The sequence below is a fragment of the Planomonospora algeriensis genome, from assembly GCF_977012225.1.
The window spans coordinates 1-26,844 of record NZ_CDRNDK010000043.1 but is presented as its reverse complement, the minus strand read 5'-3'; the positions used below and the strand labels follow the sequence as shown (position 1 = coordinate 26,844).

At 71.8% G+C, this 26,844-nt stretch carries 22 protein-coding genes; 7 read left to right on the top strand and 15 right to left on the bottom strand.

What is annotated here, in order from left to right; genetic code table 11:
• The 3 genes from ACWJ6R_RS07670 to ACWJ6R_RS07660 all read right to left on the bottom strand — a co-directional run.
• Positions 1 to 1,879 (bottom strand): ATP-binding protein (locus ACWJ6R_RS07670; protein ID WP_449061521.1); only part of this gene is annotated, 1,879 nt, incomplete at its 3' end.
• Positions 1,837 to 2,829 (bottom strand): AfsR/SARP family transcriptional regulator, encoded by a 993-nt coding sequence (locus tag ACWJ6R_RS07665; protein ID WP_449061520.1) that lies wholly within the window; start codon positions 2,827 to 2,829, stop codon positions 1,837 to 1,839. The genes ACWJ6R_RS07665 and ACWJ6R_RS07670, both read right to left, overlap by 43 nt.
• A 92-nt stretch (positions 2,830 to 2,921) precedes the next feature.
• Positions 2,922 to 3,119 (bottom strand): heavy-metal-associated domain-containing protein, encoded by a 198-nt coding sequence (locus ACWJ6R_RS07660; RefSeq protein ID WP_449061519.1) that lies wholly within the window; start codon positions 3,117 to 3,119, stop codon positions 2,922 to 2,924.
• 200 nt (positions 3,120 to 3,319) lie between these two features.
• Between ACWJ6R_RS07660 and ACWJ6R_RS07655 the strand changes: the two genes are divergently transcribed.
• On the top strand, positions 3,320 to 6,604 hold the full coding sequence (locus ACWJ6R_RS07655) for a heavy metal translocating P-type ATPase (RefSeq protein ID WP_449061518.1): 3,285 nt from the start codon (positions 3,320 to 3,322) through the stop codon (positions 6,602 to 6,604).
• 191 nt (positions 6,605 to 6,795) lie between these two features.
• Positions 6,796 to 7,608: an SAM-dependent methyltransferase gene (locus tag ACWJ6R_RS07650; protein WP_449061517.1), complete on the top strand. Its 813-nt coding sequence runs from the start codon at positions 6,796 to 6,798 to the stop codon at positions 7,606 to 7,608.
• 124 nt (positions 7,609 to 7,732) lie between these two features.
• Here the strand turns inward: ACWJ6R_RS07650 and ACWJ6R_RS07645 are convergent, their stop codons facing one another.
• Complete coding sequence (locus ACWJ6R_RS07645) at positions 7,733 to 9,802, bottom strand: N-6 DNA methylase (RefSeq protein ID WP_449061516.1); 2,070 nt, start codon at positions 9,800 to 9,802, stop codon at positions 7,733 to 7,735.
• A gap of 91 nt (positions 9,803 to 9,893) precedes the next feature.
• Here ACWJ6R_RS07645 and ACWJ6R_RS07640 point away from each other — a divergent pair, with 91 nt between their 5' ends.
• Positions 9,894 to 10,457, top strand: a complete 564-nt coding sequence (locus tag ACWJ6R_RS07640) for a hypothetical protein (protein ID WP_449061515.1) — start codon at positions 9,894 to 9,896, stop codon at positions 10,455 to 10,457.
• Between the two features lie 81 nt (positions 10,458 to 10,538).
• On the opposite strand, the gene ACWJ6R_RS07635 is transcribed toward ACWJ6R_RS07640, so the two are convergent.
• Entirely contained in the window at positions 10,539 to 11,468 is a 930-nt protein-coding gene (locus ACWJ6R_RS07635; RefSeq protein ID WP_449061514.1) for an EcsC family protein, read from the bottom strand.
• A gap of 375 nt (positions 11,469 to 11,843) precedes the next feature.
• Between ACWJ6R_RS07635 and ACWJ6R_RS07630 the strand changes: the two genes are divergently transcribed.
• Positions 11,844 to 14,042 (top strand): hypothetical protein, encoded by a 2,199-nt coding sequence (locus tag ACWJ6R_RS07630; RefSeq protein WP_449061513.1) that lies wholly within the window; start codon positions 11,844 to 11,846, stop codon positions 14,040 to 14,042.
• Positions 14,043 to 14,280: 238 nt separating this feature from the next.
• Here the strand turns inward: ACWJ6R_RS07630 and ACWJ6R_RS07625 are convergent, their stop codons facing one another.
• From ACWJ6R_RS07625 to ACWJ6R_RS07600, 6 genes are all read right to left on the bottom strand, one after another.
• On the bottom strand, positions 14,281 to 15,402 hold the full coding sequence (locus tag ACWJ6R_RS07625) for a DUF3322 domain-containing protein (RefSeq protein ID WP_449061512.1): 1,122 nt from the start codon (positions 15,400 to 15,402) through the stop codon (positions 14,281 to 14,283).
• On the bottom strand, positions 15,399 to 16,886 hold the full coding sequence (locus ACWJ6R_RS07620) for an ATP-binding protein (protein ID WP_449061511.1): 1,488 nt from the start codon (positions 16,884 to 16,886) through the stop codon (positions 15,399 to 15,401). Before ACWJ6R_RS07620 ends, ACWJ6R_RS07625 begins: the two co-directional genes overlap by 4 nt.
• Positions 16,847 to 18,751, bottom strand: a complete 1,905-nt coding sequence (locus ACWJ6R_RS07615) for an ATP-binding protein (protein WP_449061510.1) — start codon at positions 18,749 to 18,751, stop codon at positions 16,847 to 16,849. The genes ACWJ6R_RS07620 and ACWJ6R_RS07615 overlap by 40 nt, the downstream gene beginning before the upstream one ends.
• Positions 18,748 to 19,311 carry a DUF4194 domain-containing protein gene (locus tag ACWJ6R_RS07610; RefSeq protein ID WP_449061509.1) on the bottom strand — a complete coding sequence of 188 codons (564 nt, stop codon included), beginning with the start codon at positions 19,309 to 19,311 and terminating at the stop codon, positions 18,748 to 18,750. Before ACWJ6R_RS07610 ends, ACWJ6R_RS07615 begins: the two co-directional genes overlap by 4 nt.
• Before the next feature lie 3 nt (positions 19,312 to 19,314).
• Complete coding sequence (locus ACWJ6R_RS07605) at positions 19,315 to 20,784, bottom strand: DUF3375 domain-containing protein (protein WP_449061508.1); 1,470 nt, start codon at positions 20,782 to 20,784, stop codon at positions 19,315 to 19,317.
• A 119-nt stretch (positions 20,785 to 20,903) separates the two neighbouring features.
• Positions 20,904 to 21,494: a TetR/AcrR family transcriptional regulator gene (locus ACWJ6R_RS07600; protein WP_449061507.1), complete on the bottom strand. Its 591-nt coding sequence runs from the start codon at positions 21,492 to 21,494 to the stop codon at positions 20,904 to 20,906.
• A 351-nt stretch (positions 21,495 to 21,845) separates the two neighbouring features.
• Between ACWJ6R_RS07600 and ACWJ6R_RS07595 the strand changes: the two genes are divergently transcribed.
• A complete protein-coding gene (locus ACWJ6R_RS07595) occupies positions 21,846 to 22,271 on the top strand; it encodes a DUF6463 family protein (RefSeq protein WP_449061506.1) in 426 nt (141 codons plus the stop codon).
• Between the two features lie 102 nt (positions 22,272 to 22,373).
• Here ACWJ6R_RS07595 and ACWJ6R_RS07590 read toward each other — a convergent pair whose 3' ends face one another.
• Together ACWJ6R_RS07590 and ACWJ6R_RS07585 are read right to left on the bottom strand one after the other, a co-directional pair.
• Positions 22,374 to 24,131: an alpha/beta fold hydrolase gene (locus ACWJ6R_RS07590; RefSeq protein ID WP_449061505.1), complete on the bottom strand. Its 1,758-nt coding sequence runs from the start codon at positions 24,129 to 24,131 to the stop codon at positions 22,374 to 22,376.
• 260 nt (positions 24,132 to 24,391) lie between these two features.
• A complete protein-coding gene (locus tag ACWJ6R_RS07585) occupies positions 24,392 to 24,961 on the bottom strand; it encodes a plasmid pRiA4b ORF-3 family protein (protein ID WP_449061504.1) in 570 nt (189 codons plus the stop codon).
• A gap of 262 nt (positions 24,962 to 25,223) precedes the next feature.
• Here ACWJ6R_RS07585 and ACWJ6R_RS07580 point away from each other — a divergent pair, with 262 nt between their 5' ends.
• Together ACWJ6R_RS07580 and ACWJ6R_RS07575 are read left to right on the top strand one after the other, a co-directional pair.
• The gene (locus ACWJ6R_RS07580) at positions 25,224 to 25,484 is read left to right on the top strand and encodes a type II toxin-antitoxin system VapB family antitoxin (RefSeq protein WP_449061503.1); all 261 of its coding nucleotides are present in this window, start codon (positions 25,224 to 25,226) and stop codon (positions 25,482 to 25,484) included.
• Complete coding sequence (locus ACWJ6R_RS07575) at positions 25,481 to 25,873, top strand: type II toxin-antitoxin system VapC family toxin (protein ID WP_449061502.1); 393 nt, start codon at positions 25,481 to 25,483, stop codon at positions 25,871 to 25,873. The genes ACWJ6R_RS07580 and ACWJ6R_RS07575 overlap by 4 nt, the downstream gene beginning before the upstream one ends.
• A gap of 126 nt (positions 25,874 to 25,999) precedes the next feature.
• Here the strand turns inward: ACWJ6R_RS07575 and ACWJ6R_RS07570 are convergent, their stop codons facing one another.
• Positions 26,000 to 26,134, bottom strand: coding sequence for a hypothetical protein (locus ACWJ6R_RS07570; protein ID WP_449061501.1), 135 nt, complete (start codon positions 26,132 to 26,134; stop codon positions 26,000 to 26,002).
• 103 nt (positions 26,135 to 26,237) lie between these two features.
• On the bottom strand, positions 26,238 to 26,537 hold the full coding sequence (locus ACWJ6R_RS07565; RefSeq protein WP_449061500.1) for a hypothetical protein: 300 nt from the start codon (positions 26,535 to 26,537) through the stop codon (positions 26,238 to 26,240).
• Between the last annotated feature and the right edge of the window lie 307 nt (positions 26,538 to 26,844).

Sequence of the window (26,844 nt, the reverse complement as noted above, 5' to 3'; positions counted from 1 at the left end):
CCCGGCCCCACACGGCCCATGCCCGGCAGCGCGGGTTGTGCGCCCGGCGCGCGACCTCGTCCGCCTCGGTCAGCAGCGCCGCCACGTCGGCGCACGGGTCCAGGTCGAGACGCGCGTGGGCCAGGTGGACGAGCGCGAAGGCCAGCCCGTGCGGAGATCCCAGTTCCCGGCTGTCGTCCGCGGCCTCGCCCAGGACGGCCAGGGCCTGCTCGTGCCGTCCCGTCTCGCGCAGGGCGACGCCGAGGTGCGCCACGGCCGCGCCGCCCATCATGCGGTCGCCGATGGCGAGCATGAGGTCGCCGGTGTGGCGCCACTGCCGGGCCGAGGTCTCGAAGTCACCGAGGCGCAGGGTCAGCAGGGCTTCCAGGTAGTGGGTCATCGCCTGCCACCAGCCGTCGTCGGCGTCGCCCAGATCGCGTCGGCTCCGCTCGATCGCGGCCCGGTGCCGCCCGACGTCGCCGCCGTACTGGCCCGCCCAGGCCACCACGAGCCGGGAGACCGCGGCGTCGCGTGCCTCTCCCATCTCCTCGAAGAGCGTGAGGCTCTCCGCCGCCGCGGCGACCGAGCGCGGTGTCGGGTAGTAGACGTGCAGGATGCCGATGCCCTGCAGGGCTCGGGCCCGCGCGACGGGCGACCCGCCGCCGGTCTCCAGCAGCGCGGTCAGCACTCGCGTGCCCTCATGGCGCAGGCCGTACCCCCAGAACCACGCGAGCGCACCGGCCAGGCGGAAGCCCGTCTCGGCGTCCCCGCACTCGACGGAGTGGTCCACCGCCGCCCGGAGGTTGTCGTGCTCCTCCATCAGACGGGCCCAGGCATCGCCGCCCTTGCGCACCTGCGGGCCATGCTCCTCTGCCAGCCGTACGCAGTGGCCGAGATGGCGGTCACGGCACTCGGCGACCTCACCGGCCTCCTCCAGCCGGGCCCAGGCGTACTCCCGTACGGTGACGAGCAGGCGGAACCGCCCGGTGGCCGGCTCAGGAACCACGAGGGACCGGTCGACCAGCCGGAGCAGCAGGTCGAGCACCTCTCCGGAAGTGATACCGGCGAAGGCGCACACCTCCTCGGCGGCGGCCGGGGTCCAGCCGCCGCGGAAGACCGCGAGGCGGCGCAGCAGGCGGCGCTCGGCCTCCGTCAGCAGGTCGTGGCTCCAGTCGAGGGTGGCGCGCAGCGTGCGGTGGCGCGCCTCGCCGGTCCGCGAGCCCGCCGTGAGCAGCGAGAACCGGTCCCGCAGGCGTGCCTCGATGTCGGCGGGTGAGAGCGCCTTGACCCGGGCCGCAGCCAGTTCGACGGCCAGCGGCATGCCGTCCAACCGGCGGCAGATGGACGCCACCGCCGGCGCAGAGGAGGCGTCGAGCACGAACGAGGGGCGCACCGCCCGGGCGCGGTCGAGGAAGAGCCGCACCGCCGGTGCGGCGGAGATCGCGTCCGCGTCCTGTGTCTCTCCGGGTACGGCGAGCGGGCCGACGACCACCTGGACCTCGCCTAGGATCGCCAGCGCCTCCCGGCTGGTGGCCAGCACCCGCAGGTCGGGGCAGGTCCCGATCAGCCGCTCCACCAGAACGGCGGCGTCGTCCACGACATGCTCGCAGTTGTCCACGACGAGCAGGGTCCGGCCGGGTGCGAGGTGCTCCGCCACGGCGTCGGCCGGGTCGGCACCCGGCGGGGCCGTCACGCCCAGTTCGGCCGCGAAGACGTCGGCGACATCGGCGGCGCCGGCGCCGGCTTCCAGCGCGGTCAGGCGGATCAGGCGCACGCGGTCGGCCAGCGCCGCGTCGGCCCGGCGGGCGATCTCCAGGGCGAGTGTCGTCTTGCCGACTCCGCCGGGACCGGTCAGTGTCACCACACGCGCCTCGGCCAGCCGCCGCAGCGCCGTCGACACGTCATCGCCACGGCCGACCACGGACACCAGCCGCCGCGGCAGCCGCTCGTCCCGGGCCGCCGCGGCCCCCGGCCCGGGGGGCGTGCGGCCTCGGGCGGAGCCGCGCCCGCCGGAACCGTGGCGGACGAGGCCGTGGCAGCCGCGGCTCCGGCGGGCGGCGGTACCTGCTGGCGGAGGATCGCCTCGGCGAGCGCCTGGAGTTCCGGTGACGGGTCGATTCCCAGTTCGTCGGCGAGGCGACGGCGAAGTGCCCGGTATGCCTCGAGCGCCTCGGCCTGCCGCCCGGCGCGGTAGAGCGCGAGCATCAGCAGCCGGTGCGGTCGCTCGCGCAGCGGGTGGTCCGCCACCAGCCGTTCGAGGTCGGCGATGACCTCGTTGTGCCCGCCGGACTCCAGGCGGAGCTCGTCACGGTCCTCGACCGCTCCCAGCCGCAGTTCCTCCAGGCGGGCGCTCTCCGCCGCGACCCATTCCGTGTCACCGGCGTCTGCGAGCGCCGGGCCCCGCCACAGCCGCAGCGCCTCCCGCAGGTGGCCGAGGGCGGAGGCGTCCCGGCCCGCCGCCCTCTCCTCCCGCGCCCGGCCCAGCAGGCGCTCGAACCGGCAGGCGTCCACGGACTCGGCCGGTACGGCGAGCCGGTAACCGGGGGCCTGCGTGACGAGCACGTCACCGCCGAGACCGGCCGCCGCGAGGGCACGACGCAGCTTGGACACGCGGATCTGCAGCGCGTTCGTCGCGTCGGAGGGCAGGTCCTCCCCCCACAGCGCGTCGGTCAGGCCGTCGACCGAGACGACGCGCCCGGGAGACAGGAGCAACCGTGCCAGCAGCGCCCGTACCGACGGCGGCAACGCGGCCGGCGGCCCGCCGGGCGCCCGGACCTCGACGGGTCCGAGCACGCCGAAGGCCTCCGCCGCCCTGGTCTGATCGGCCGATGGGACGCCTGTCTCGTGCATGGTGCTCCTCCTGCCCGGTTACCCACCCGGCCGGGCCAATATTACGGGGATATGACCGTTTTGACGGGAGTCGGAGCGATGTCCATCGGTGATCAGACCGTCTCGTAGCCGGCCTCGGCGATCGCCTCACGTACGGCCCCGGGGTCGGCGTCGCCGGTGACCACGACGGTCCTGGCCGTGAAGTCCACCGATACCGAGCCGACCCCCGGAACCTCGCCGACGGACTCGGCGATCGCCTTGACGCAGTGGCCGCAGCTGATGGCGGGGACGGAGAGCATGAGCCGCTCCATGGTTCGCTCCTTGTCGCGAGAAGGGCCGCCCAGCGCGGCCCGGACAGGATCAGCCTGCGCTGAGGCGCTGTCCGCCCCCTGTCCCCCGCCGTCGGGCGCCCCGGACCGCGGACAGCGGACGGGCAGCGGTGGGAAAGCGACGGACGGGATGGTCGCTCCGACGGCCCGCGACCAGGCGGGCGCAAGGAGGAGGTGGAGCGATGACGACGGCGACGACCGTCTCCCGCACGCTGGACATCGCCGGCATGACCTGCGCGTCCTGTGTACGCCGGGTGGAAAGAGCCCTGAGCCGGGTCGACGGCGTGGAAACGGCGGAGGTGAACCTCGCGACCGAGGTCGCGACCGTCACCTGCGACCCCGCCCGCGTCACGGTCGAGGCGCTGGCGGAGGCGGTGGGTCGGGCAGGCTACACCGCCACGCCACGCGAAGGCGGGACGGACGGAGGCAGCGCGGACGGAGCCGGGCTCGAGGCGTCTCCGTCCCGGGAGCCCGGGGCCGGGGCGTCTCCGTCCCGGGAGCCCGGGGCGGATGCGGACCGTGAGACGACCCGGCTGAAGCGGACCTGGCAGATCACGTTGGCCGTCGGGCTGTCGATGATGGCGCTGATGTACGTGCCCCTCTCCGTCGACGCGATGGACTGGCTGATGCCGCTGCTGCTGGTCGTCGCGACGGCCGTGCAGTTCTGGGCGGGTCGGCCCTTCTACCGCGCGGCCTGGGCGGCCGGGCGGCACGGGGCGGTCAACATGAACACGCTGGTCGCCCTGGGCACCACGGTGGCGTACGGCTACAGCGCCTTCGTCACCCTGTGGCCGGCCGCGGCGGAGCGGCTCGGGCTGCCGTTGCACGTGTACTTCGAGATCTCCGTCGTGGTCATCGCGCTCGTCCTCATGGGCCGGTGGATGGAGGCCAGGGCCAAGAAGCGGACCGCCTCGGCCATCGGCGCGCTGATGGGCCTGAGGCCCGAGACGGCCCGCGTCCTGCGCGGCGACGCCGAGATCGAGATCCCGATCGAGGAGGTGACCGTCGGCGATCTCGTCCGTGTGCGCCCCGGTGAGAGGGTCCCGGTGGACGGCGTCGTGGCCGAGGGCTCCTCGACGCTCGACGAGAGCATGATCACCGGGGAGAGCATGCCCGTCCGCAAGGGCCCCGGCGACGTGCTCATCGGTTCGACGATCAACCGCACGGGCTCGATGGTCATGCGCACCACCGCCGTGGGACGGGACACCGCGCTGGCGCAGATCGTCCGGCTGGTGGAGGACGCGCAGGGGTCCAAGGCGCCCATGCAGCGACTGGTCGACACGGTGTCCGGGTGGTTCGTCCCCGCCGTGCTCGTGGCCGCCCTGCTCACCTTCGGGACCTGGGCCCTCTTCGGACCCGACCAGGGACGGCTCACGCTGGCCATCGGCACGGCCATCGCCGTACTGATCATCGCCTGCCCCTGCGCACTCGGCCTGGCCACCCCCACGGCGATCATGGTGGGGACCGGGAAGGCCGCCGAACTCGGCATCCTGATCTCCGGTGGCGACGCGCTGGAGCAGGCCCGCCGGCTCACCGCGGTCGTGCTGGACAAGACCGGCACCATCACCCGGGGCCGCCCCGGCGTCGTCCAGGTCCGCACCGCCGAGGGCGTCGGCGCCGACGAACTCCTCGCGTACGCGGCGGCGGCCGAGATCGGGTCGGAGCACCCGTTGGGAGAGGCCGTCGTCCGCGAGGCCCGCGGGCGGGGACTGGACCTCCCGGCCGTCGGGTCCTTCGAGGCCGTGCCCGGCCACGGTGTGGAGGCCCGGGTGGGCGCCCGCGCCGTACTCATCGGCAACGCCGCGCTGATGCGCCGCCACGGCGTCGGAACCGGTGGGATGGAGCGGTCCGCCGACGCGGTGGCGGCCGAGGGCGGCACCCCGGTGTACGTCGTGTTCGACGGACGGCCGGCCGGTGTGATCGGTATCGCCGACGAGGTCAGGCCCGAATCACGCGAGGCGATCGACCGGCTGCGGGCGCTCGGCCTGCAGGTGTGGATGCTGACCGGCGACAACGAGGTCACCGCCGAGGTCGTCGCCCGGCAGGTCGGCATCGATCGCGTCATCGCGGACGTGCGTCCCGAGGAGAAGGCCGCCCGCGTGGCCGCCCTGCGCGAGGGCGGCGCGATCGTCGCCATGGTCGGCGACGGGATCAACGACGCCCCGGCGCTGGCGACGGCCGACCTCGGGATCGCGATCGGCACCGGGACGGACGTCGCCATCGCCGCCTCCGACATCACGCTCGTGGGCGGCGACCTGCGGGGGATCGTCTCGGCCATCGAGCTGTCCCGGCGCACGGTCTCCACGATCAAGCAGGGCCTGGTGTGGGCGTTCGCCTACAACGTGCTGCTGATCCCAGTCGCCGCCGGTGTGCTCCACCCGTTCCACGGCGTCCTGCTCGACCCCTCCCTCGCCGCCGCCGCGATGGCGATGAGCTCGGTCAGCGTGGTCACCAACGCCCTGCGCCTGCGCCGCTTCCGCCCGGATGACGCGACCGGGCGGCGCAGCGCGGCCCGCAGGATCGCCGACTACGGCTACCTCGCGGGCATCGCCTGCGTCGCGCTGGCCGTCGGCGCGGCGTTCACCCTGCTGAGCCGTACCGAGGCCGCCCAGCGGGGCATGAACGGCGTGCTCGCCTGGGCGCAGAGCACCGGCATGCCGATGCGCCCGGCCATGAGCGTGATGATGACCGCCGAGACCGAACCCGTCCCCGCCGAGGACGCCGGTGTGGAGATGACCGTCGAGACGCCCTCCGGCCTGGTCCCGGGCCGGGAGACCACCCTGCGCATCCGCGTCGCGGACGCCTCGACCGGCGATCCCGTCGAGGACGTGGCCCTCAGCCACGAGGCCTGGATGCACTTCGTCGTCACCCGGGACGACCTGGGCACGTTCGCCCACGTCCACCCGGAGCCCACCGGCCAGCCGGGAGAGTTCACCGTCTCGCTGACCTTCCCCACCCAGGGCCAGTACCTGGTCCACGCCGAGCTCCGGCGGCGCGGGGAGATGACCGGCGTGCTCGCCTCCGACGAGATCACGGTCGGCGACCCGGCCGCGGTCGAACGCGGCGTGCCCTCGCCGTCCTCCCGGGAGCAGGTGGTCGAGGGCGTCCGCGTCACGCTCGCCGGCGAGCCGCGGGTGGGTGACCGCAGCGACCTCACCTTCCGCTTCGCCGACGCCGCCACCGGCAGGCCGCTGGACGACCTGCGGCCCTACCTGGCCGCCGCCGGGCACGTGGTGGTGATGCCGCTGGACGCCTCGGGGTTCGCCCACGAGCACGCGGAGGTCGAGGACGACCGGGGACGCCCCGTCTTCGCCCTGCCCGGCCAGACCTTCGGACCCGAACTCGGGGTGCACGCCGACTTCCCCCGTCCGGGGCTGTACCGGCTGTGGGGCCAGTTCCGCGACGCGAAGGGCCGGGTGCTCACCACGGCCTTCACCGTCGAGGCCCGGGGACCGGCCGGACACTGAACCGACCGGACACCGAACCGGCCGGACACCGAACCGGCCGGACACCGACGCCCGGGAAAGGCACCGGCGGGCGGCCACCGCTGGACGGCGCGCGCGATCGTCTTCCTCCGGGGACTTGCCCCGGCGTGAGCGGCCATGATCGACTAAGGCGGTCGTGTTCGGCGCGAACCCCGCATGAATGGACCTGGCCCATGGACACCCCCCGCGAATCCGATGCCCCACGTGATCTCGGCCTCGACCGGCCGCACTCGGCCCGCATCTGGAACTACTGGCTGGGCGGCAAGGACCACCACCCGGCCGACCGCGAGGCCGGAGAGATGGTCAAGCAGCTCATCCCCGGCATCGTCGAAGCGGCCCGCGCCGACCGGGCGTTCCTGGGCCGGGCCGTACGGCACCTGGCGGGAGAGGCGGGCATCCGCCAGTTCCTCGACATCGGCACGGGCCTGCCGACCGCCGACAACACCCACGAGGTCGCGCAGCAGATCGCCCCGGAGGCCCGGATCGTCTACGTCGACAACGACCCGATCGTCCTGGCGCACGCCCGCGCCCTGCTCGCCGGCACGCCCGAAGGCCGCACCCAGTACATCGAGGCCGACCTGCGCGACCCGCAGCACATCCTGCGGATCGCCGCGCAGACGCTCGACTTCACCCGGCCCGTCGCGCTGATGCTGCTGGGCATCCTGCACCACCTCGTCGACGACACCGAGGCGGGGAAGGTCGTGCGGGAGCTGGTCGACGCCCTGCCCTCCGGCAGTTACCTGGCGATCGCGCACGCCACGGCCGAGGTCCACGGGGAGGCCATGCACGAGGCGATGCGGCGGTTCATGGAGATGGGCGGCACCCCGATCGTGGCCCGCGACCGCCGTCATCTCGCGACGTTCTTCGACGGGCTGGAGCTCCTGGAGCCCGGCGTGGTGTCCTGTTCGCGCTGGCGCGCCGAGGCCGACGTGTGGGGCGAGCCCGAAGAGGTGTCCCAGTTCTGCGGGGTCGCCCGCAAGCCGTGAAGACCCGCCCGGGCGGGTGCGCACGCAGCGCCTCGCGCCGGCGGCTCGGGCCCGGCCTCCGGATCGTCGGCGGTTGTCGCTCAGCCTGCGCCCTGCTCCGTGACCGGCCGGACGCTACCGTGCGTCAGGCGTCGGATATCAACCGGATCAGATCATCGCCGAGATCGGCGATCTGCCGCAGGGAGGTTTCGAAGTCCGCCAGCCTCCGGAACGCCTCGCCGTACCTGCGCTGCTCCTCGATCGGCAGGAGCGGGATGTCCGCGCGGCGCACGTCCACCTGGGACCGGCTCGCCATCGTGACGTAGTTGCGCGCGTTGGCGGAGCTGACCACGAAGCCGGCCAGGAAGTGGGGATCGAGCAGGTCGGGGTCGGCGCGGAGCAGTGAGACGCGCGGGCCGAGGACCGCCCCGCCCTCCTTGACCACCCGGGCCACCGGCCGGTTCACCATGTGCGGGACGACCACGTCGCCGGGCCGCGTGACGATCTCGCGCTGCACGGGGACGCGCGGGGTGAGGCCGGTCGGCGGCCGGTCGTCGACGATGTCGTCCGGCGTGAGGACGGCCGTCCCGTCCGGCACCTCGGACTCCTCGTCGGCCTTCGCCGGGGACTGGTGGTGGATCGTCACCATGCCGCGCCGTACGAGCTCCGTGAGCGGGACCGCCGGAAGGTCCTGCTCCTGCGGAGCCGACTCGACGTCCGGCACCAGCCCGGCCGCGAGGCCCAGCAGGTCCTTCACCCGGTTCCGCCGTCCCGTGACGCGTTCGGGCGAGAGGTCCTCCTTCGACACCGACAGATGCCGTGCCGGGGTGAGGTCGACCTCGTCGTCGAGCAGTTCGATGACCGGGACGGCCCGGCTGACGTCCGTCTCGCCCGTCTCACCGGTCTCGTCTGTCTCGTCGCCGCGGTCGAAGCGTCCCCAGGCGTCCGCGGCGACCCGGCCGAAGTCCTCCGGCCAGGCGGAGGTGTCGACCATCAGGACGTGGCCCGGCGTGCGGGAGTCGTGCGGCTTGCGGAGCACCCACACGGTCAGGGCGACCGCCGTGTTGGGGACGCTCCCGAGCGGGAGCGTGATCACCGCTCTGAGCGCTCCACGGCGGATCAGCTGGGCCCGGATGCGCCGGCCGGACCTGCGGTTCGCCGCGGCGGGCGGCATGAGCACGACGGCCGTGCCGCCGGGCTTCAGGTGGGCCAGGGCGTGCTGGACCCAGGCGAGCTCCGGCTCCATCCTCGGGGGCAGCCCGTACTCCCAGCGGGGATCGGCGGTCAGCTCCTCGTATCCCCAGCCGCGGTCGTTGAAGGGCGGGTTGCACACGACGGCGTCCACCAGCGTGCCGGCGAACGCGTCCTGCCGGAGGGAGTCGCCGCAGGAGACCTCCACGTCGCCGGCGTGCAGTGCGAGGTGCACCGCCGTGAGCCTGGCCGTCGCCTCGTCCGCGTCCTGCCCGAGGAGAGTCGCGACGCCGCCCCCCGGGATGTCGTGGAGCGCCTTCAGCAGCACCCCCGACCCGCAGGCCGGGTCGAGGACGGTCTCGGCGGAGGAACCGCAGATCTCGGCCATGAGGCGGGCGACGGGCTCGGGCGTGGCGTACGTCCGCTTCGTGTGGAGCTCGAAGTAGCGTTCCCGCAGGAACTCGAACGTCTCCCGGACTCCGCCCTCGACGGCGAGCCCGGCCAACCGGCGGAGCAGGGGGACCCGCGCCTCCGTCAGGAATCTCGGCGCCGGCGGGTTCTCCAGGGGTACGGCGCACGCCGCCCGCACCCGTTCGGGGAGCGTCTCCGCGACGGCCTCGTCGCCTTCGGCGGAGAGCGCCGCCCAGCCCTCGCGCTCCCGGTCGAGGTAGACGAGGAAGGCTCCGAGGTCGGCGAGCAGCTCGGCGAGCTCGTCCTCGTGCACCTCTCCGCGCAGCTCCTGCCAGAACCACTCCCGTGGCGGAAGCGGCCTGTCGTCGACGTGGGAGCGCAGCCACCGCCTGACCTCGGCGAGGGCGAAGGATGGACTGGTGGCCGTCCCCCCGGCGGGCTCGGGGAAGTCCTCGTAGCGGCGGCGCCAGTTGCTCACCGCGGCCCGGCCGACGTCGGCCAGGCGGGCGATGTCGGCAGCCGTCACCTGGACGTTCCGCTCCACCTCGTACCCCTTCTCCTCCAGGCTCCGCGTGTCGACAGGACCGTACTCCAGCACAAGCCGTGGATGCAACGTCGGAAAAAACGTTGGTCGATTCGATCAACACGTGTTCTAATGAACATCGCAGAGCGCAAGGACCATCCCACGGAAGGACCGATGGCACGTGATCACCCCCGCCACGCGCATCGACCGGTTCCCCACCTCCGAGCCGACCGACGGCAGATACCACGACAAGCACCACGGCAGGCACCACGGCAGGCGGCGCTCCGGGCGGACCCTCCGCCGCGGGCGTGCCGTGCATCTGCTGGACATCGAGAACCTGACGGCCTCCACCCGCCCCAGCACCCCGGAGGTCACCGCGGTCATGGGGCTCTACCGGATGATCGTCCCGGTCGGGCCGATGGACCAGTTCATCGTCGCGGTCAACCACAACGCCCTCGTCGCGGTGGGGATCGCGCTGCGGGGAGTGCAGCTGCTGGCCCGCTCCGGTCCCGACGGCGCGGACCGGGCACTCGTCGAGGCTGCCCTCGACGGCCGGATCGACCGGCGCTTCGACCAGGTCGTCATCGGCTCCGGCGACGGATACTTCACCGAGCTGGCCGTCTGGCTCACCGGCTGCGGCGTGCACGTCACCGCCGTCTCCCTCCGCGACGCCCTCAGCCGGCGGCTGCACGCCGCGGTGCCCGACGTCGTCGCCCTCGAACCGCCCGCGGCCCACGCGGCCTGACGGGCGGCCGGAGGCCGACGCCACGCCGAGCAGGTGAAGGCCGTCCTCAAGGACCCGCGGCGGAGCCGCGGAAATCAGGGTCTACGAACGCGGTACCGGTGACGATCTCTCCTCATCGAGGATCCCCGCGACATCCGGCAGGCCCGTTCCGGACTCCGGATCGCCGGGGACATGAGCCGCGCCTTGAAGCCATTCCTGCGGATCAAGGCCGTACTTCTCCGAAAGGAATCGAATACGGTAGACGTCCTCCGCGCGCTGATAAACGTGCCGGGTCATGTTCGCGCTCAGCGCGGCGTTGATCGCGACCCCGACGAGCGGCACCGTCTGAGCGAGCTTTCGCCTTGTGAGCAGGAAGCCGAGCGCTTCATAAACGCGCCCGATCACCGTGACGAGGACCTGTTCGTTGAGCTGCCTCCACGTCGCCCTCCGCATCATCTGCTGCGTGAGGCGTGACAGCGCCGCGAGCGCCGCGTGCTTCGCTTCGAGCGTGCCGGCCATCCCCAAGGACAGCACGCCCATCGCGAACAGCTCTTCGTCGGGAAGCCGGACGTCGTATCCGTACCTCACCGCCACGGAACCGACGCTGCGGCCCATCATCGCCAACGAGGCCACCGTGTCGGCCGCGACCGCGGCGACCGCCGCGCCCGAGGTCACTCCTCCGCTGACCGTCGACGAGACCACCGTTCCGGTGACGACGAGTGAGGCGGCGGCCCCCTGCGCCGCCGAGGTCGTGACGTACAACCCCTTGCGGCGCCGGAACCGGTCGAGGTCCTCGAGGTCGAGCTTCTTCAGGTCCTCCAGCGTGCTTACGGCCGGGTGCTCCTTCGCGTACCCGCGCAGTGCGTTCTGGGCGCTCGCGGAGCAGAGGGCGGGGTGGAAGATGAGTTCGAGAGTCCCGTTCAGGGCCTTCGCCACGATGCTCTTGACAGCCGCCGTCGGCAGGTGCGCGTCAGCGAAATGAGCGGCCTTATCGGCCGACGTGCTTGCGAATTCCCGAACCTTCCTGGACATGAGCGCTTTATGCGGCGGCTCATGAAGGCGCCTCAGGCTCCGCTCCCAGGATCGACGCTCGTACTCGCTCATCGATTCCGAGCCTCGCTGATCAGCCACCGACGAATCACATCCTTGATCGGGGGGAAATCCGGCATGAGCGTACAGCTCACAAGACGGCAGAATGGAGCGATTGTCGAATTCTGTGGATTGCGGGTGATTCGCGGAATTCGAAGCCGACATGAGGACGTCCGGCCCGCCCGCCGCGGCCCGCACGTCCGAGAGCGGGGCGGCCTTCTCGTCCAGCGCGACGACGTAGGGCAGCCGCCGCTCGTAGACCTACCTCCACGCCCGGATCACCTGATTACCTCATCTATCCGCCTATAAGGTGCATCCGTGGACGCTCTGGAAAACCTCGCTCCGGAAAACCTCGCCCTGGAGAGCCTGGTCATCGCCAGGCGGCTGCGGGTCCCCCTCGACGTTCCCGCCGACGCCGCGCCGGGCTGGGGTGAGACGGCCGCCCGGCAGCTCGACGCCGCGCTGCTGAGCGTGGGGTTCACGTGCTCGCCGGCCCTGCTCGCGCGTCTGGCCGAGCTGCCCGGCCAGGCGGTGGTCGACCTCGGCGTGCGCGTCCTGGCCGCGGTCCGCCGGCTGGTCGGCGACCACGTGCGGCACAACGCCTACTTCATCGACTTCCCCGCCAACGTGCCCGACACCGTGGAGTTCTGGGCCGGCCTGCTGCGCGAGGCGCTGCTCGACCCCGTCACCGCGCTCGACCCGGCCGCCGCGCGGGTCCGGCCGTCGACGATCGACCTGCTGAGCCTGCCGGGGTACGGCCGCTACCGGCACACCTACGCCGAGCTGCTGGCCGCGCACGCGGAGCTGGTCCCGCTGGCCGGGGACCGGGTGACCGTACTGGAGCCGGGCGGGAGCCTGGAGTCCGAGGCGCGCGACCTCTACTTCTCGCTGGCGGGCTCGGAGGCGCCGCTCGCCGCCGAGGACCTGGCGGCCCTGCGCTCGCTCGCCTCGTTCTGCACCGAGCAGCCGGAGCACGTCCCCGTGCGCGAGAACCGCGCCGTCGTCAACGAGGTACGGCTGGCCGCCGGTCTCCCCCTGCTCGTCGACACGGTGACCGACGTGCTCCGGCTGGCCTGCGGCGCCTCCGGCGGTGATGTCACGCTGGCCGCGCCCACCCGGTTCCGCTCGTTCCGCCGCGCCGAGCGCCGCGCCCTCCTGGCCGCGCTGGACGGCCTGCCCCCGGCCAAGCACGGCGACGTCGCGCGCCACCGGGAGCAGTGGAAGCGGCTCGGCGAGCGGCTGCACCCCCATGAGTTCCCGCGGTTCCCGCGGGCCGCCCAGGTCTTCGAGACGGCCAGGGGCACCCGGAGGGTCCCCGGCTTCGACAGCCAGGTGGAGGCCGCCCTGTCGGCCGGCCGTACCGCCGACGCCGTCCGGTTGCTGGAGCACGCCCCCGGCGCGCTGCTGCGCCGCCTCGACCACCTGCTGCGGACCGGCTCGTCCCCGTCGGAGGTCCTGGACGCCGCCGCGGGAGCCGCCGGACGGGCGTCCGGCCGCGTGCTGCTCTCCCTGCGCGAGCACCTGCAGAACCGGATCACCCCCGCCGCCGGCCGCGTCTTCGTCAACCGGTACGGCAGGGCGTGGACGACCCCGGACGGCCGCGCGCCGCTCGGCGGGGAGACGCTGGAGCGATTGCTCGCCCTCCTGGACGAGGAGATCACCCGCCGGCTCCCGGACCCCGGCGAGCTCATCGTCGACCCCGACGTGCTCGACGTGGCCCTGCCCCTGTCGGGCAAGGCCGTCGCGCCCGGGCTCGGCATGCTCCCCCGCGGGTCGCTCTCCCGGGTGGACGGGGAACTGCTCAGGTTCTTCGTCCACTGGCGCCAGGCCGAGCAGCGCACCGACTACGACCTGTCCGCGCTCATGCTCGACGCCTCCTACGGCGACCCGGAGCAGGTCTCCTGGACGAACTACTCGGGCGACTTCGCGCAGTACTCGGGCGACCTCACCGACGCCGCCGACGGCGCCTCGGAGTTCATCGACGTCCGCCTCGCCGAGGCGACCCGGCCGATCATCATCCCCGCGGTCAACATCTACTCCGGGGAGCCGTTCGACGAGGCGGCGGAGGCGTTCTTCGGTTTCATGACCAGGGACGCCGCGCAGGAGGGCCGCCCCTTCGAGCCGCGTACCGTGCGTATGAAGTCGGACCTGCGCGGCTCCGGCCGGATCGCCCTGCCGCTGGTCTTCCTGCGCGGCGACGACGGGCTCTGGCGGGTGAAGTGGCTGCACCTCTACCTGAAGGGCCACCTCCGGTTCAACCAGGTCGAGGGCAACCGGGTGACCACGTCGCTGCTGGTGCGCGCGATCGTGGAACGCGACCATCTCCGGGTCCGCTACCTCGCCGACCTGCTGCGCGCGAAGGCCACCGTTCCTGTCACCACCACCACCGCCGCCACCACCGCCGCCGCCACCGCGACCGGGCGGGCCACCTACATCGGGCTGGAGGCCCCGGCCGATCTCCCGCCGGGCGCGCGGGTGTACACCGCCGCGACACTGCACGAGCTGATCCCGGCCTGATACCGTGGGGGCCGCGAGGCCATGGGAGGGCTTCCTTCTCAATCTTCCAAATTGAAACTCCAGCTCTCCCGCTCTCCTCGCATCCGGTGGCGGGGCCATTCGGGGGCTTCCTTCTCTCCTGGTTCGATTCCAGGTAGGCCCCTGGGCCTACTGGTGCTCACAGCTCCCGAGCCTCCCTCGCCGCCGGCCGGCACGGCGGCGGAAACCCCTCCCCGCGGGAAGCGGCCGCGGGGAGAGGTCAGGGCCCGAGCGCCCGCCGCACCGCCGAGAAGCGCACCCGCTCCTGCTCCAGGCGTACGGCCGGGCCGTACACGTCGCCGATCAGATCCCGGTAGAGCGCGGACTCCTCGGCGGTGAGCGCACCGAGGGGCTGCCGGGTGGGCTTGGGCTCGGTCACCCAGTGCACGCGATGGGCCAGCAGGGTGTCCTGGTCCATCAACACGGATCGGACGTGCGGGAAACGGCGGCGGAACCGGTCGAGGATGGCGAAGCCGTGGGTGTCGATATCGCCCCAGTACACCAGCTCGACCTCGGCCGGCCAGTCCATCCGCTCCAGCACGCCGACGCCGTAACCACCGCCGAGGATCGCCGCGGCCCCCGGCGTCTCGGGGAGGGCCAGGTAGGTCACCTCGTTCTCCAGGACGAAGATCCGCCGCGCGGGAGGAGCCAGGAACTCCTCCGCACGGACGGTCAGTTCACCGAAACCGCCGATCCGTGATCCGTCGAGCATCCGGAACCGCACGTAGTCCGGTTTCCTCCGGAAGCGGAAGCGGCCGGCGAAATCGGTGCGCGGCACGCCGTCGACCGGATCCACCCGCAGTTCCAGCAGTTCGGCCAGGATCCCGCGATGGCGCTCGACGAACTTGGTGTCCACGCCGGGCACGTCCACCTGGCGCAGGTAGAGGCCCGGCGGGCAGGTCTCGATCCAGCGGACGACGGCCAGGAGGCGCTCCCAGTCGTCGGCGGCCTCCAGCGTCTTCATGGGGTGGGCCGTCACCCACCCGGTCAGCGCCGGGAACTCCCGGCGGGTCAGCTCCAGCAGGTGTTCGAACCGGCGGGCGGCCGGACCCACCCGGAGCAGCGCGCAGAGCCCTTCGAAGGTGTCGATCCAGACGCGGCGCGGGATCTCGTTGGTCCCGATCACCCGTCCGCCCGTCCTGACCCGCTCCAGCCGTACCAGATCGACCTGCTCCCACCGGCGCACCCAGTCCTGGGCCTCGCCGAACCGGTCGGCGAGCTCTCCCGGGCGCGGGCCGCGCAGCGGCACCGCCACCGGCTCCCACGGCCTGCCGAGATAGGCTCCGGCGTCCCACCGCTTGCGCAGCAGGGCGACCACGTCGGACGGCGTCGTCCAGCTCATGCCGGCGGTGCCGACAGATGGGCGAGCCTTCCGGCCCGGTACTCCTCGATCGTGAGCGTCTGCAGCCTGGAGTGGCGGTGAGTGGGGTTGTCGACGTAGCCCACCGCCGCCACATGGGGCTCGATGACGTGGATCTTCTGCAGCGGGGTGACGATGAGCAGTTGCAGCCCCAGCCGCCGGAAGAGCTGAAGGGCGTACCGGGTCGACTCGTCCGACCCCCGGCCGAAGGCCTCGTCGATCACCACGAAGCGGAAGGTCCGGGACCGCGCCGCACCCCATTCGAGCTTGAACTGGTAGGCCAGCGACGCGGCCAGGATCGTGTACGCGAGCTTCTCCTTCTGCCCGCCGGACTTTCCCCCGGAGTCGGTGTAGGCCTCGTACTCCGAATCGTCCTCCCGCCACCGCTCGGAGGCGGAGAAGACGAACCAGTTGCGCACGTCGGTGACCTTGCGGGTCCACACCCGGTCGGCCTCGGCCTGTCCCTCGCGGCCGCGGAACCGCTCGATGATCTGCTTGACCTGGAGGAACTTCTGCTCGGAGTAATGGTCGGAGGCGTCACCGGACAGGGAGTTGTCGGTGCAGGAGCGCAGATCGGCGATGAACTGCCGGATCTCGGTGTTGAGGGTGCGGCGGGCCTCCAACGTGATGTAGCGGCCGGGGTTGTACTCGATTCCGGCGAGCGACCGGTTGATGACGCCCACCCGCTCCCTGATGAGATCAGCCTGCTTGGCCAGCTGGGCGTGGAACCCGGCGATCTCGCGGATGGTGTTGGTGTTCAGGTAGGTCTTGAAGGTCTCCTGGAAGCGGGGCAGGTCGTCCTCGACCACGCGGCGGTGGAGTTCGCGGTAGCCGGGGGCGGCCTGCACCGAGTTGTCGAAGTCCGCGGTCTCCAGCGGGTACCTGGCCTTGAACGCGGCCATTCCGGAGACGATGCGGTGGCTCACCGAGGTCTGCCGCCCGGTCCGGTGCTCGATGAGCGAGGTGAGCGAGCGCTGCGCGCCGTTCTCGTCGGCACCCGCGGCGGCCCGCTCGGCCAGGGCGGGGAAGTGGGCGCGGGCCTGCTCGCAGCCCGGCTCGGCCAGCGACTCCCGCACGCCGTCCAGCTCCGTCCGGGCGGTGCCCAGCCGTTCCTCCAGCTTGCCGAGCGCACCGGTGAGCCGCTCCCGGGCCTGCTCGGCCGTCCCGATCTCCGCCCGGGTCTCCTCCAGTTCCCTGCCGACCCGTTCCAGCTCGCGGGAGGCCCGTTCCAGCTCCTCCTTCTCCCGGACCAGTTCCCCGAGGTCGCTGACGGCGGAGCGCCAGTCGATCTCCGCGTGGTCGGTCGTCGCCGACAGTGCGGCCAGTACCCGCCCGCGCGCGATGACCTGCTCCAGGCCCGTTTGCAGGTCCCGCTGCTCCGCCTTGAGGAGGCTCTGCCGTTCGTGCATCGAGCGCGCCTGGTTGATCAGCGCTTCGATCTTCTGCTCGTTGCTCCAGCCGAGCACGTACGAGCCGCGGTCGCCGATGCGGGTCCGGTCGTCCTTCTCGTGCCGCCCGCCGGCCTCCTTGATCTGCCCGTGCCGGCTGATCGCCCGGGCGCCCGCCGGAACTCGGCCGTCGTCTCCGCGCAGACGAGACCGGCCCGCCGGGTCAGCTCCCGCTCCAGCCAGGGATGGAAGGCGGTGTCCTTGATCTCCAGCTTGCCGTACAGCGTGCCGTCCCCCGGCCCTGCGGCCGGTGAGACCGCGGCGGGCACCCGGTAGTAGACCACCCGCACGCCGAGGTGGTGCTCATCGATCCACTCGGAGACGGCCGCGTAGTGCTCCTCCGGCACCAGCAGCGACAGCGCGAAGCCCCGCAGCAACCGCTCGGCGGCGCCCTCCCACTGCTCCTGGCCGGGCCGTACCCGGATCAGCTCACCGGCGAAGGGCAGCTCCCGTTCGTCCAGTTCCAGCTCGGAGCAGAGCCAGTGCCGCAGGTCGAGGCTGCGCTTGGGGATGTTGTTCGGCCGGGACCGGAGGCTGGTCAGCTCGGCGTTGAGCTCGGCCGCCTCCTGCTCCGCCGTCCTGACCCGCACGGCGGTCCCGGTCAGCCGGTCCTGCAGATCGGAGTGCTCCCGCTCGACCGCCGACCCGGCCTCGGAGATCTCCCGCCGCCGCGCCGCGAACTCCTCGGCGCTGCCCACCTCGGCCAGCCCGGCCTCGGACAGCAGCCGGTCGTACTGCCCGGCCTTGACCCTGCGCGTGTCCCGCAGCCGCTCCGCCTCCCTGATCCGCTCTTCGAGCTGTCCGAGGCGGTCCCCGCCGAGCCCGGCCCGCTCCAGCTCCAGCTGCTTCTCCCGGCCCCGCAGCCTCTCCAGCCCGCTCTTGGTCCCGGCCAGCTCCCGCTCCTGCTCCTCCCAGCCGATCTCCAGCTCTGCGATCCGCCGTTCGAGCCGTTCGGCACGCCGCTCGGCGAAGAAGTACGGCACCGCCTCCCGCTGTTCGGCGAGCACGGCGATCTCCGAGGTGATCCCGTCGTGCTCGGCGCAGAGCGCCAGCAGCGGTGTCAGCTCTTCGAGCTGGGCCTGGGCCCTGCGGACCGCGTCGTACGTCCGGGTGAGGTCGTCGAAGTGCTCCACCATGTTCCCGGTCCAGGCGGCGGCGTCGAACGCCTCCAGCATGTGGGTGCGGACGAAGTCGTCGAGGTTGCCCACCGACTTCATCGACACGGTCTGGTGGAACAGCTCCATGGCCTGCTCGGACTCGATGCCCATCATGCGGCGGAACTGCCTGCCGTACTCGGGGAAGCCGTCGTGGACCCGGACGCCGCGCTCCCGCAGCCGCTTGCGCAGCGCCTTGATGTCCGTGCCGAAATCGGACAGGTCTCCCACGATGGACAGCGCGCGGTCGGCGGTGACGAAGAAGCGCTCGGGCTGGCCGGAGTCGCCGTCGCGCATCCAGAAGACCTGAGCGAGCGTGACGGCCGACTCGAAGCCGCGATTGACGAAGACGCCGAGGATCACCGAGTAGGAGCGGGCGTCGCGCAGCGCCACCGGCCGGGAGGCGCCGGTGGTCTCGTTCCGCTCGGACTTGTAGTGGCCCAGCACGTAGGAGCGGAGGCTGCGCTCGCGGGTCTCGGCCCCGGCCGCCTTGTTGTAGGAGATGCGGTGGGCCGGGAGCAGCAGTGTGGTGACCGCGTCGACCAGTGTGGACTTGCCGGAGCCGATGTCGCCGGTGAGCAGCCCGTTGCGGCCGGACGGCGTGAACGTCCAGACCTTCCGGTCGAAGGTTCCCCAGTTGTAGATCTCCAGCCGCTCCAGGCGGTGGCCCGGCAGATGCTCCTCGGCCAGGTCGTTGAGTTCGGCCGCGCTGAACAGGCCCTCCGTCACCGTGACAGCTCCCCGGCGTAGTCGGCGAGTCGCGCGTCGAACTCGGCCAGCCACTGGCCGTCCACGAACGCCTTCAGGATCCGGCGGACCTCGAAGAGACCGTCCTGGGACTTGACCCGGCGCAGGAAGCCCAGCTCGACCGCCTTCCCTATGTGGCCGTCGATCTGGTCCACCAGCCGGGTCTCGTTGCTGGTCTCCGGCAGGAACAACCGCACCGTCTCCACGATCTGCTCGCGGGTCAGCATCAACCGGCTGTCGGCGTTGTGGGCGTCGAACTCGGCCAGCTTCTTGCGGAGCAGGGCCAGCAGCAGGCTGACGTGGAAGGAGAGCGCGCGCCGGGGGATCAGCCGCGGCGTCTCGCCCTCCCCGTCGTCGGGTTTGGAACGCAGGAAGGCGTATCCCTCGGCCTCGTCGACCACCACGGTCAGTCCCATGACCGCCACGTAGTCGCGCACCCGCGCCTGCAGCGTCAGCAGGTCGCGCCAGGCCCGCTCGTGGGTGTCCCGGTAGACGACACCCTTCATGAGCTGCACCACCGGGACGGACAGATCCGAATCCATCATTCACCTCACGTATGTGACGACGGGGAGGACGGCGACACGCTCGACTCCCTCGGCGTCGCGCCAGCCGATCCGCTCGGTGCGGGCCTCGTCGAAGACGATCTCGAAGCCCTCACCGGTCAGGGACAGGTAGGTGACCAGCTCCGCCAGGCCGTGTTCCAGCGGCTGCGCGCCGACGAGCTGGGCCAGGCCGATCTGCTCGCGTTGCTGCAACGCCCGTCGCACGTTGGCCGCCAGTGGCGCCGGATCCACGTGGGCCTGCTCGAACAGCAGCGTCGCGTCCACCTCCTCCTCCCCCGCCCGGACTGACTCGCTGTCGATCGGGGCTCTGGCCTGAGGCGTGTAGAGCGGGCGCTCCATCGGCAGGACGAGCGCCGGGGCGGTGCCCTCGATCTCCACCGTCAGCTGGACGTCCCGCCGGTCGCGTAGCTTGAGGGCGCCGGCCTCGATGCTGCGGAGGATGTCCATCACCCGGCGGTTCTCCAGCCAGACCTGGTCGTCGAGGAAGCGGCGGAGCTGCTCCGACAGCTGGCGGACGGTGGCCTGCGTCCGCTCCCCCGCGTCCAGCCAGTCGTGGTGGATGCGGCGCAGCCTCGGGTCCGGAGCGCCGATCTCATCCAGCGACTGCACCCGCTCCAGCAGGGCGGAGAGCTCCTCCTGCTTGGCGTGGGAGAGCAGGAAGTCGTAGAACGCCTGGAAACTGCGGCCCTGGTCGGAGTCGGCGATGCTCTCCCTGTCCCCCAGCACCTCGTCGAGCAGCTCGCCCCTGGAACCGCTCCAGGTGGAGATCCTCTCGCGCAGCTGCCGGTCCAGCGCCCGGAAGTTGGCCTCGACCTCGCGGAAGTCCGCCAGCAGCTCTCTGGCCAGGGAGGACAGCTGCTGGTAGCGGTCGCGCTGGCCGGCCGGGTCGAGCAGGTCGATGTCGCCCCGTTCGGCCCTGGCGATCTCCCGGTCGATCTCCGCCCTGCGGGCGTGCAGCTCCGCCAGCCGTACCTCCGGATCGGACTCCGCGCCGAGGACCATCTGCCGGAGCAGGTCCATGATGGTGTTGAGCCTGGACTCGGTGCCGACGAAGGACCGCGCCTCGAGTGAGGCGACCCACGAGACGGCCTTCTCCACCGCCGGGGTGGCGTCGTAGTGCGGCTCGTCGGAGCCCTGCGGGTAGTACTTCCTGAGCCAGCCCGCTTCCGGGGCGGCCCAGTCGTCGAGATAGGCGGCGGCGCTCTTGGGGAAGGCGCTCTTGGGGAAGGCGCCCTCGCCCAGCCGCTCGTTCAGCGCGTACAGCTGGTCGTCCAGCCGGGCGGCGAGCTCCGCCGCCGTGATCGATCTGACGTTCTCCCCGACGAACACCTGTCCCAGGAAGCTCAGCACGAGCGGCGCGTTGTCGGCGCGCAGGAGCTTCCACGCGGCGTGGTGCCTGCGCAACGCGCCGATCTCGTCGAAGTCCACCGGCTCATCGTAGAAGCGTGCCACGGCATGTGTCCTCCGTCCGATGTCCTCCGTCCGATGTCCTCCGTCCGATGTCCTCCGTCCGGCGACGGATTCAGCCGAGCCCTGCCGGACGGTGCCGTGACCCGGCGGGGCGCCCGGTGTCAGGCAAGCCTGAGGCCGGTCGGCAGCAGGGCTCGGACCGTGGCGCGGACGCCCTCGAGGTCGACCGCCTCGGGAGCGACCCGCCACTGGGCGTGAACCCCGATGACGGCCCCCACCAGCAGGACCGTGAGCGCTTCGGAGGTGGTTCCCGGCGGGAGCGCCTCCGCCGGTATCCGGGCCCGCACCGCTTGCCGGAGCGCGGCGTGCAGCCGCGCGTAGTGCTCGCGGATCGGCGAGCCGGCCTCCACGGCCTCGGCGAGCAGGGTGATGAACAGACGCGTGGCGGGCAGGCGGATGAAGTCCATGACCTGGTCCAGCGGGTCGCCGGAGAGCTCTCCCGGGATCAGCTCCCCCGGGATCGGGGGGAGACCGGTCAGTACGGCCTGGAGCCGGTCGTCGACCACCGCTTCCAGCAGGCCCAGCTTGTTGCCGAAGTGCCAGGGGATGGAGCCGCGGCTGATGCCGGCCCGCTCCGCGATGTCGATGAAGCTCGTCTGCCGGTATCCCTTCTCCGCGAAGAGCTCGGCAGCGGCCGTCACCAGCAGCCGTCGGCTCTCCTGGGTCCTCTCGATACGTCGCGTGGCGGCCATGCGGCCCATCTAACCAGGTACGCCGGATGGCAAATCGAATGTCGATCGATATAGCCTATGCTACCCAACACAGAAATCGGAAAGGCTCTCCGTGCGATGGGCGAGCTACGCGATGGCCGGGCTACGTGATGGGCGGGCTACGTGATGGGCGGGCTACGTGATGGGCGGGCTACGTGATGGGCGGCGGAGACCGCGTCGGCGTGATCGGCGAGGAGCGGATCCATCCCGTCGCGCCGGATGCCGGCCCGATCAGGCCCATCGGCCGGGCGCCGGATCGGCGATGGGAACGAGCCCGGCGAGCCCGACGCGGCTGTCACCCCGCACAAGCCGACCACGAGGAAGGGACCTCACATGGACTCCGGAAAACGACTGCTCCGCTGGGCGAGCGGGATCATGCTCGTGCTGGGGGCGGGACACCTGTCCCTGCTGACGTTCGCCTTCCGGGAGGACGTCACCGGCTGGGTGGACCGGGGGATGTGGGCGGCGGTCCCGCTCGCATTCCCACCCGGGGACGCCGTCCGGACGGTGGAATACCTGCAGAACCAGGCCGTCTTCTGGGGCGGCCCGGGAAGCTTCGCCGTTCCCCTGATCCTCCTGGGCTGCCTGATCTGGCATCTCGCCGGGCGCGGGGTGGCCGTGCCCGCCGGAATCGGCTGGGGCCTCGCGGCGTGGTGCCTGGTGGGCGGCGTCCTCCTCGTGCCGTCCCCGTTCTTCGCCGGGACCGTCTCCGGGGCGCTCATCATCGCAGCGGCGCGGAAGGGAGATCTGCCGGGATGAAAGGCCACCACCGGCACCGGCGTCGCCGCTCCCCGTCCCGGGTGAGCCGGCCGGCCGCGGATCGCGTCAGGACCGGCTCACCGGACGGGGGTCAGGACCGGTTCACCGGACGGGGATCCGTGCGGTGAAGGGCCGTCCGTCGAAGCTGCCGGAGACGGGGACGGGGTCCAGCGGACGGAACGCGGGCCAGGACAGGACGACCTCGGCGCCGCCGACGGTCAGCCGGGCGGTGGCCGTACGGTCCGGGTTCAGGACGATCCGGCCGCTCACTGCCAGATCGCTCACGAAACGCACGTCCTCGAGACGGATGGTCGCCGCCTTGTCGTCGAAGACCAGTCGTCCGCCGCGCAGACCGGGCTCCTCCGTCAGCCGCCGGTAGGAGGCCGAACCCGGGTCACGCCGGACCAGGGCGTCGGAGGCGGCGGCGAATCCGGCGACGACGCGCCGGTCGAGGTCACCGGCGGTCGGCAGGTCCTCCGCCGTCCGGGGGAAGGCCGCGAGCGCGCGGTGGCTCGACACGTCGCAGGAGCGCGGGAGTCCGCCGGCCCGGGCGAGGAACGATCGCAGCGCCTGCCGGGCGCAGTCCACGCCGAGCGTCGTGCTGTGCCCGCCGCCGATGACCCGGAGCAGCTCGCCGTGCGGGAAGTACCGGGCGACCTCGGCAGGGGTGTGGGTGTCATAGTCCCCGGCGACGGTCGCGGTCGGCACGTCGGGGTGGTCGGCGCGGCGCGGGACCGGCGGGTTGTCGCGGGGCGTGGGCCAGTGGAGGCACCAGTCGGCCCACCCGGTCTTCCCGCCCAGCTCGGCGACGGTGAACGGCCTCATCGGCCGCTTCTTGTCGTAGAAGCGGTTCAGCCGGCGCTCACGCTCGGCGGTCGTGGTCTTCCGGCCGAACGGGAACGCCGCGTCGCCGCACTTGTAGGAGAGCATTCCGGCGAAGCCGGGTCCGCGCAGCGGCGGGACCGGGGCAGCGGCGGCGGCCTTGGCCAGGCGGCGCAGCGGCAGCGGGTCGCCTCGCAGGTAGGCCGTGGCGGCCGCGTTGAGTTCACGGCCGAACACCGGCTCGTGGAGGCGGGGCAGCAGGCTCTGCAGCGTCAGCATGGAGATCGCCGGGTCCTGCCGGTCGCGCAGCCGCCGGACGAGCGCCGACCAGGTCGCCGCGCAGTCCCGGGACGATCGGCAGGTCAGCTCCAGCAGGTCGGTCCTGGCCCGGATGGGCTCGATCGCGTAGCCGTTCTTCCCGACCGGGACGAGGCTGTCGAGGAACACCCCGGCGGTGCTGTCCGGGAAGCGGGCGGCGTAGGCCTGGGCGAACAGGGTTCCGTAGGAGATGCCGTAGAACGTCACTTTCGGCAGGCCCAGGGCCTTTCTGACCGCGTCCATGTCGGCGACGGCCTGGTCGGTGGTGAAGAACCGGCTCCGCGGGCCCAGGTGCGCGGCGCACGCGGCGATGCTCTCCGGGCGGTTCAGATCCAGTCCGGGGCAGTCGAGCGGGCTGGACGCGCCCAGTCCGCGCGGTTCGACGACCAGGAGGTTCTGCCGGTCGACCGTCCGTTCCAGCATGGGGAGCAGCGGCAGCGCCGGCAGCGGTCCTCCGGGGTTGGCGAGGACGGTGGAGGTCGCGCCCTTCCTGGGGACCCAGGCGAACGCCACCTCGATCCGTTCCGATGCGGGGTCGCCCCAGTCGAGCGGAACCCGGATCCGGCCCTCGCACCGCTGTACGGCTGCGGCGCACGGATGGGCGGGCGGGCCCGTGGGAGTGACCGTCGAGGCGGGCGGGGCCGACGAGGTCGGCGAGGCGGTAGGTACGGCAAGCAGCCCGGTGAGCAGAGCTACGGCCGTGGCAGTGATCCGTAACATCCGTGGCGCCTGCCCCGGCACGCAGAGGTAAAACCAGGGCAAACCCATATCCTTCAATGGCTTTCAATATCTCGGAGCAGCCCGGTGATCCGCCCTTGGAACGACCCGGTGATCCGATGGTTCTGCGGTTCCGCCTCCTCGGCCGCCTCCCGTGATGGCCCGTACGTGGGCACGGACGCACGTCCGTGCCCACCAGGTACCCATCACGCGACGTCGTCCACCATTCAATTGAAAACGTGTGCCCCGCCATGACTCACCGCCTACCAGAGGTCCAGCAGGAGGTGCGCCGCGGGATCGGCCAGTCTGGCGTTGGCCCACTCCAGGTCGAATCCCGCGGGGTCGTAGTCGAGCGGCGCCCGTTCCACCGCCCAGTCGTGCTCCGGATGGCCGGGGTCGGCGAGCGCTTCCAGGAACGCGTGGAAGCCGTAGATCCCACCGCAGTCCTCCGGCGGGCAGGCACGGCGGCCGGCCAGGCAGCGCGGGTAGGCCACGTCCTTCTCGGCCGGGAGGACCTTCTCCACGGTGAGCCGGTGCTCCCAGCCGTCACCGAAGTCGTAGTCGTAGAACAGGTCCGCGCCCGCTCTGCGTACGGCTCCCGCCAGGGTGAGCCGCGCGGCGTCCTTCATACCGAGCTCGGGGTCGGGGTCGCCGTACTGCTCGTCACCCACCCGGAAGGCGTACATGTGCCCGCCGTACCAGCCCATCACGGCCAGCAGCATCGGATGCAGGCCGGCCAGGGTGACCGTGCCGGGCACCTGGATTCGCCGCCAGATCGGCGGCTTGCTCCCCTTCAGCTGGATCTTGAGCTGGTGGATCTGAGCGGTGCTCATCGCGGGTTCTTCTCCGGATGCCGGGCGGGGTCACGGTGAGAGGCGGAGGGCTCCGAGCCCTTCCTCGGTACCGGTATCCAACACCACGGCGGATCAACCGAGGACGAGGTCGTGTCAGGACTTCGGTGTCCGCGCCGCGGGAGCCGTACGTCTCGAAGATGTCCGACTCGGTTGGATGGTGGTTGGGGCGGCCCGCGAAACGAGAACACCGATTGCTAGAAAGGGTAGAACCACAGGGTAGTAAAGGTAGAAAGGAGCGGCCGTGAGCTTGAACATCAAAAACCCCGAGGCCTATCGCCTGGCGGTCGAAGTCAGCGCGCTCACCGGGGAGAGCAAGACGGCGGCGGTCATCTCCGCCCTCAGGGAGCGGCGCGAGCGGCTGCTCGCCGATCGCCAGGCGACCCAGGATGCCGCGATGGCCGACGACCTCCTCGCCCTCGCCGCGAAGATCCGCTCCCGGATCGGTCCGGCGGATCTGTCCACCGACTCCCTCTACGACCCGGAGACCGGGCTCCCCGCATGATCATCGACACCAGCGCGATCGTCGCGATCCTGAACGGCGAGCCGGACGCCATCGACTTCGCCCGGGCCATCCAGGATGCTCCGACACGCCGAATGTCGGCTGCGACCTACGTGGAGCTGGCCGCCGTAGTGGAACGAACCCGCGATCCAGCCGCTTCCCGGCTCCTGGACGACTTTCTGGCCCGAATACGGATCGAGATCCTGCCCGTCACACCGGAGCAGGCACAGATCGCCCGCCGCGCCTACTGGGACTACGGCAAAGGCAGCGGGCACAAGGCAGGGCTGAACTTCGGCGACTGCTTCTCCTACGCGCTGGCGCGGGACAGACACGAACCACTGCTATTCAAAGGTGACGACTTCACCCACACCGACGCGACCCCCGCGCTATGACATCATCGCCGTTCCCGCAGACGAGCATGTGATAGGCCGAACCACTCCGATGCTTCCGTGAAGGCCGTGATGCGCCCCGGGCTACCTGTCCACCTCGACCCGAGCCATCTTGCCCAGCCTTACGGATCATCGCGTGCGAGCACGGTCCATCTCCTCGGCCGCCTCGTGCGCCCGGGCGACCTCGGCCGCGACGCCCGGGTCGATCAGGATCCGGTCCAGACGGTCACTGCCACGGACGAAGATCCGCTCCGGTTCGGCCATGACTCCTCCTCAGGTCGATCCAGCCCTTGACCGCCTCACTGGTGGCGAACCGCAGATGCCACTCGTGACCGACCGGCGGCGCCACGGCGTCACCGCGCTTGGCTCACGGCGCGGTCACCTCGCCGTGGTCCTCCTCCGGCAGCGGGCGGGTGAGCTGCGCGGTCAGTGCGGGGTCGGCCAGGATGCGAGCGGTGGCGCGCCACTCGACGATGACTCGGTGCAGTGCGGCGTGGACGTCCAGATCGGCCGCGTCTCGCGTTGCGTCGACGAGTTCCTGGACGAACTCACGCCTCTCGTCCGTGGATAGGTGCCGCGCCCAGGGGAAGACCGCGGGCAGGGCGTACAGGACGGCGCGCATGCCCTCGTCGCTCGCCAGCAGTGCGGCGATCATGCGGGCCGCCACATCCGCCGTCTCCTCGCGCTGGCGGTCGTGCCGGGCCGTGGAGATGAACAGGTCCTCTCCGTCGCGGCGAAGGAAACGGCATCGCCGCAGGTCGTGAGGGGTAGGGCGGGCGGGACTCGAACCCGCGACCCAGGGATTGTCGGAAGCAGCCGGCGCACCTCCGCGCAACCCGCTTCGAGGCATTTGGCGACGAGTTCGGCCGCCGCCCGGTGGCGCAGCTCATCGGGGAGTCCTTTGGCGGCCACCACGTAGCCGGGGTTCCGCAGTTGATGTAGCGGGATAGTCCGCGAATCTGGGGATTGACGTG

Bases quoted from the DNA above. Each gene is read 5' to 3' on its own strand.
- ACWJ6R_RS07575 (WP_449061502.1), top strand. From the start codon at position 25,481: ATGATCATCGACACCAGCGCGATCGTCGCGATCCTGAACGGCGAGCCG.
- ACWJ6R_RS07665 (WP_449061520.1), bottom strand. From the start codon at position 2,829: ATGCACGAGACAGGCGTCCCATCGGCCGATCAGACCAGGGCGGCGGAG.
- ACWJ6R_RS07590 (WP_449061505.1), bottom strand. From the start codon at position 24,131: ATGTTACGGATCACTGCCACGGCCGTAGCTCTGCTCACCGGGCTGCTT.
- ACWJ6R_RS07595 (WP_449061506.1), top strand. From the start codon at position 21,846: ATGGACTCCGGAAAACGACTGCTCCGCTGGGCGAGCGGGATCATGCTC.
- ACWJ6R_RS07610 (WP_449061509.1), bottom strand. From the start codon at position 19,311: ATGGATTCGGATCTGTCCGTCCCGGTGGTGCAGCTCATGAAGGGTGTC.
- ACWJ6R_RS07635 (WP_449061514.1), bottom strand. From the start codon at position 11,468: ATGTCCAGGAAGGTTCGGGAATTCGCAAGCACGTCGGCCGATAAGGCC.
- ACWJ6R_RS07650 (WP_449061517.1), top strand. From the start codon at position 6,796: ATGGACACCCCCCGCGAATCCGATGCCCCACGTGATCTCGGCCTCGAC.
- ACWJ6R_RS07655 (WP_449061518.1), top strand. From the start codon at position 3,320: ATGACGACGGCGACGACCGTCTCCCGCACGCTGGACATCGCCGGCATG.
- ACWJ6R_RS07570 (WP_449061501.1), bottom strand. From the start codon at position 26,134: ATGGCCGAACCGGAGCGGATCTTCGTCCGTGGCAGTGACCGTCTGGAC.
- ACWJ6R_RS07585 (WP_449061504.1), bottom strand. From the start codon at position 24,961: ATGAGCACCGCTCAGATCCACCAGCTCAAGATCCAGCTGAAGGGGAGC.
- ACWJ6R_RS07660 (WP_449061519.1), bottom strand. From the start codon at position 3,119: ATGGAGCGGCTCATGCTCTCCGTCCCCGCCATCAGCTGCGGCCACTGC.
- ACWJ6R_RS07600 (WP_449061507.1), bottom strand. From the start codon at position 21,494: ATGGCCGCCACGCGACGTATCGAGAGGACCCAGGAGAGCCGACGGCTG.
- ACWJ6R_RS07625 (WP_449061512.1), bottom strand. From the start codon at position 15,402: ATGAGCTGGACGACGCCGTCCGACGTGGTCGCCCTGCTGCGCAAGCGG.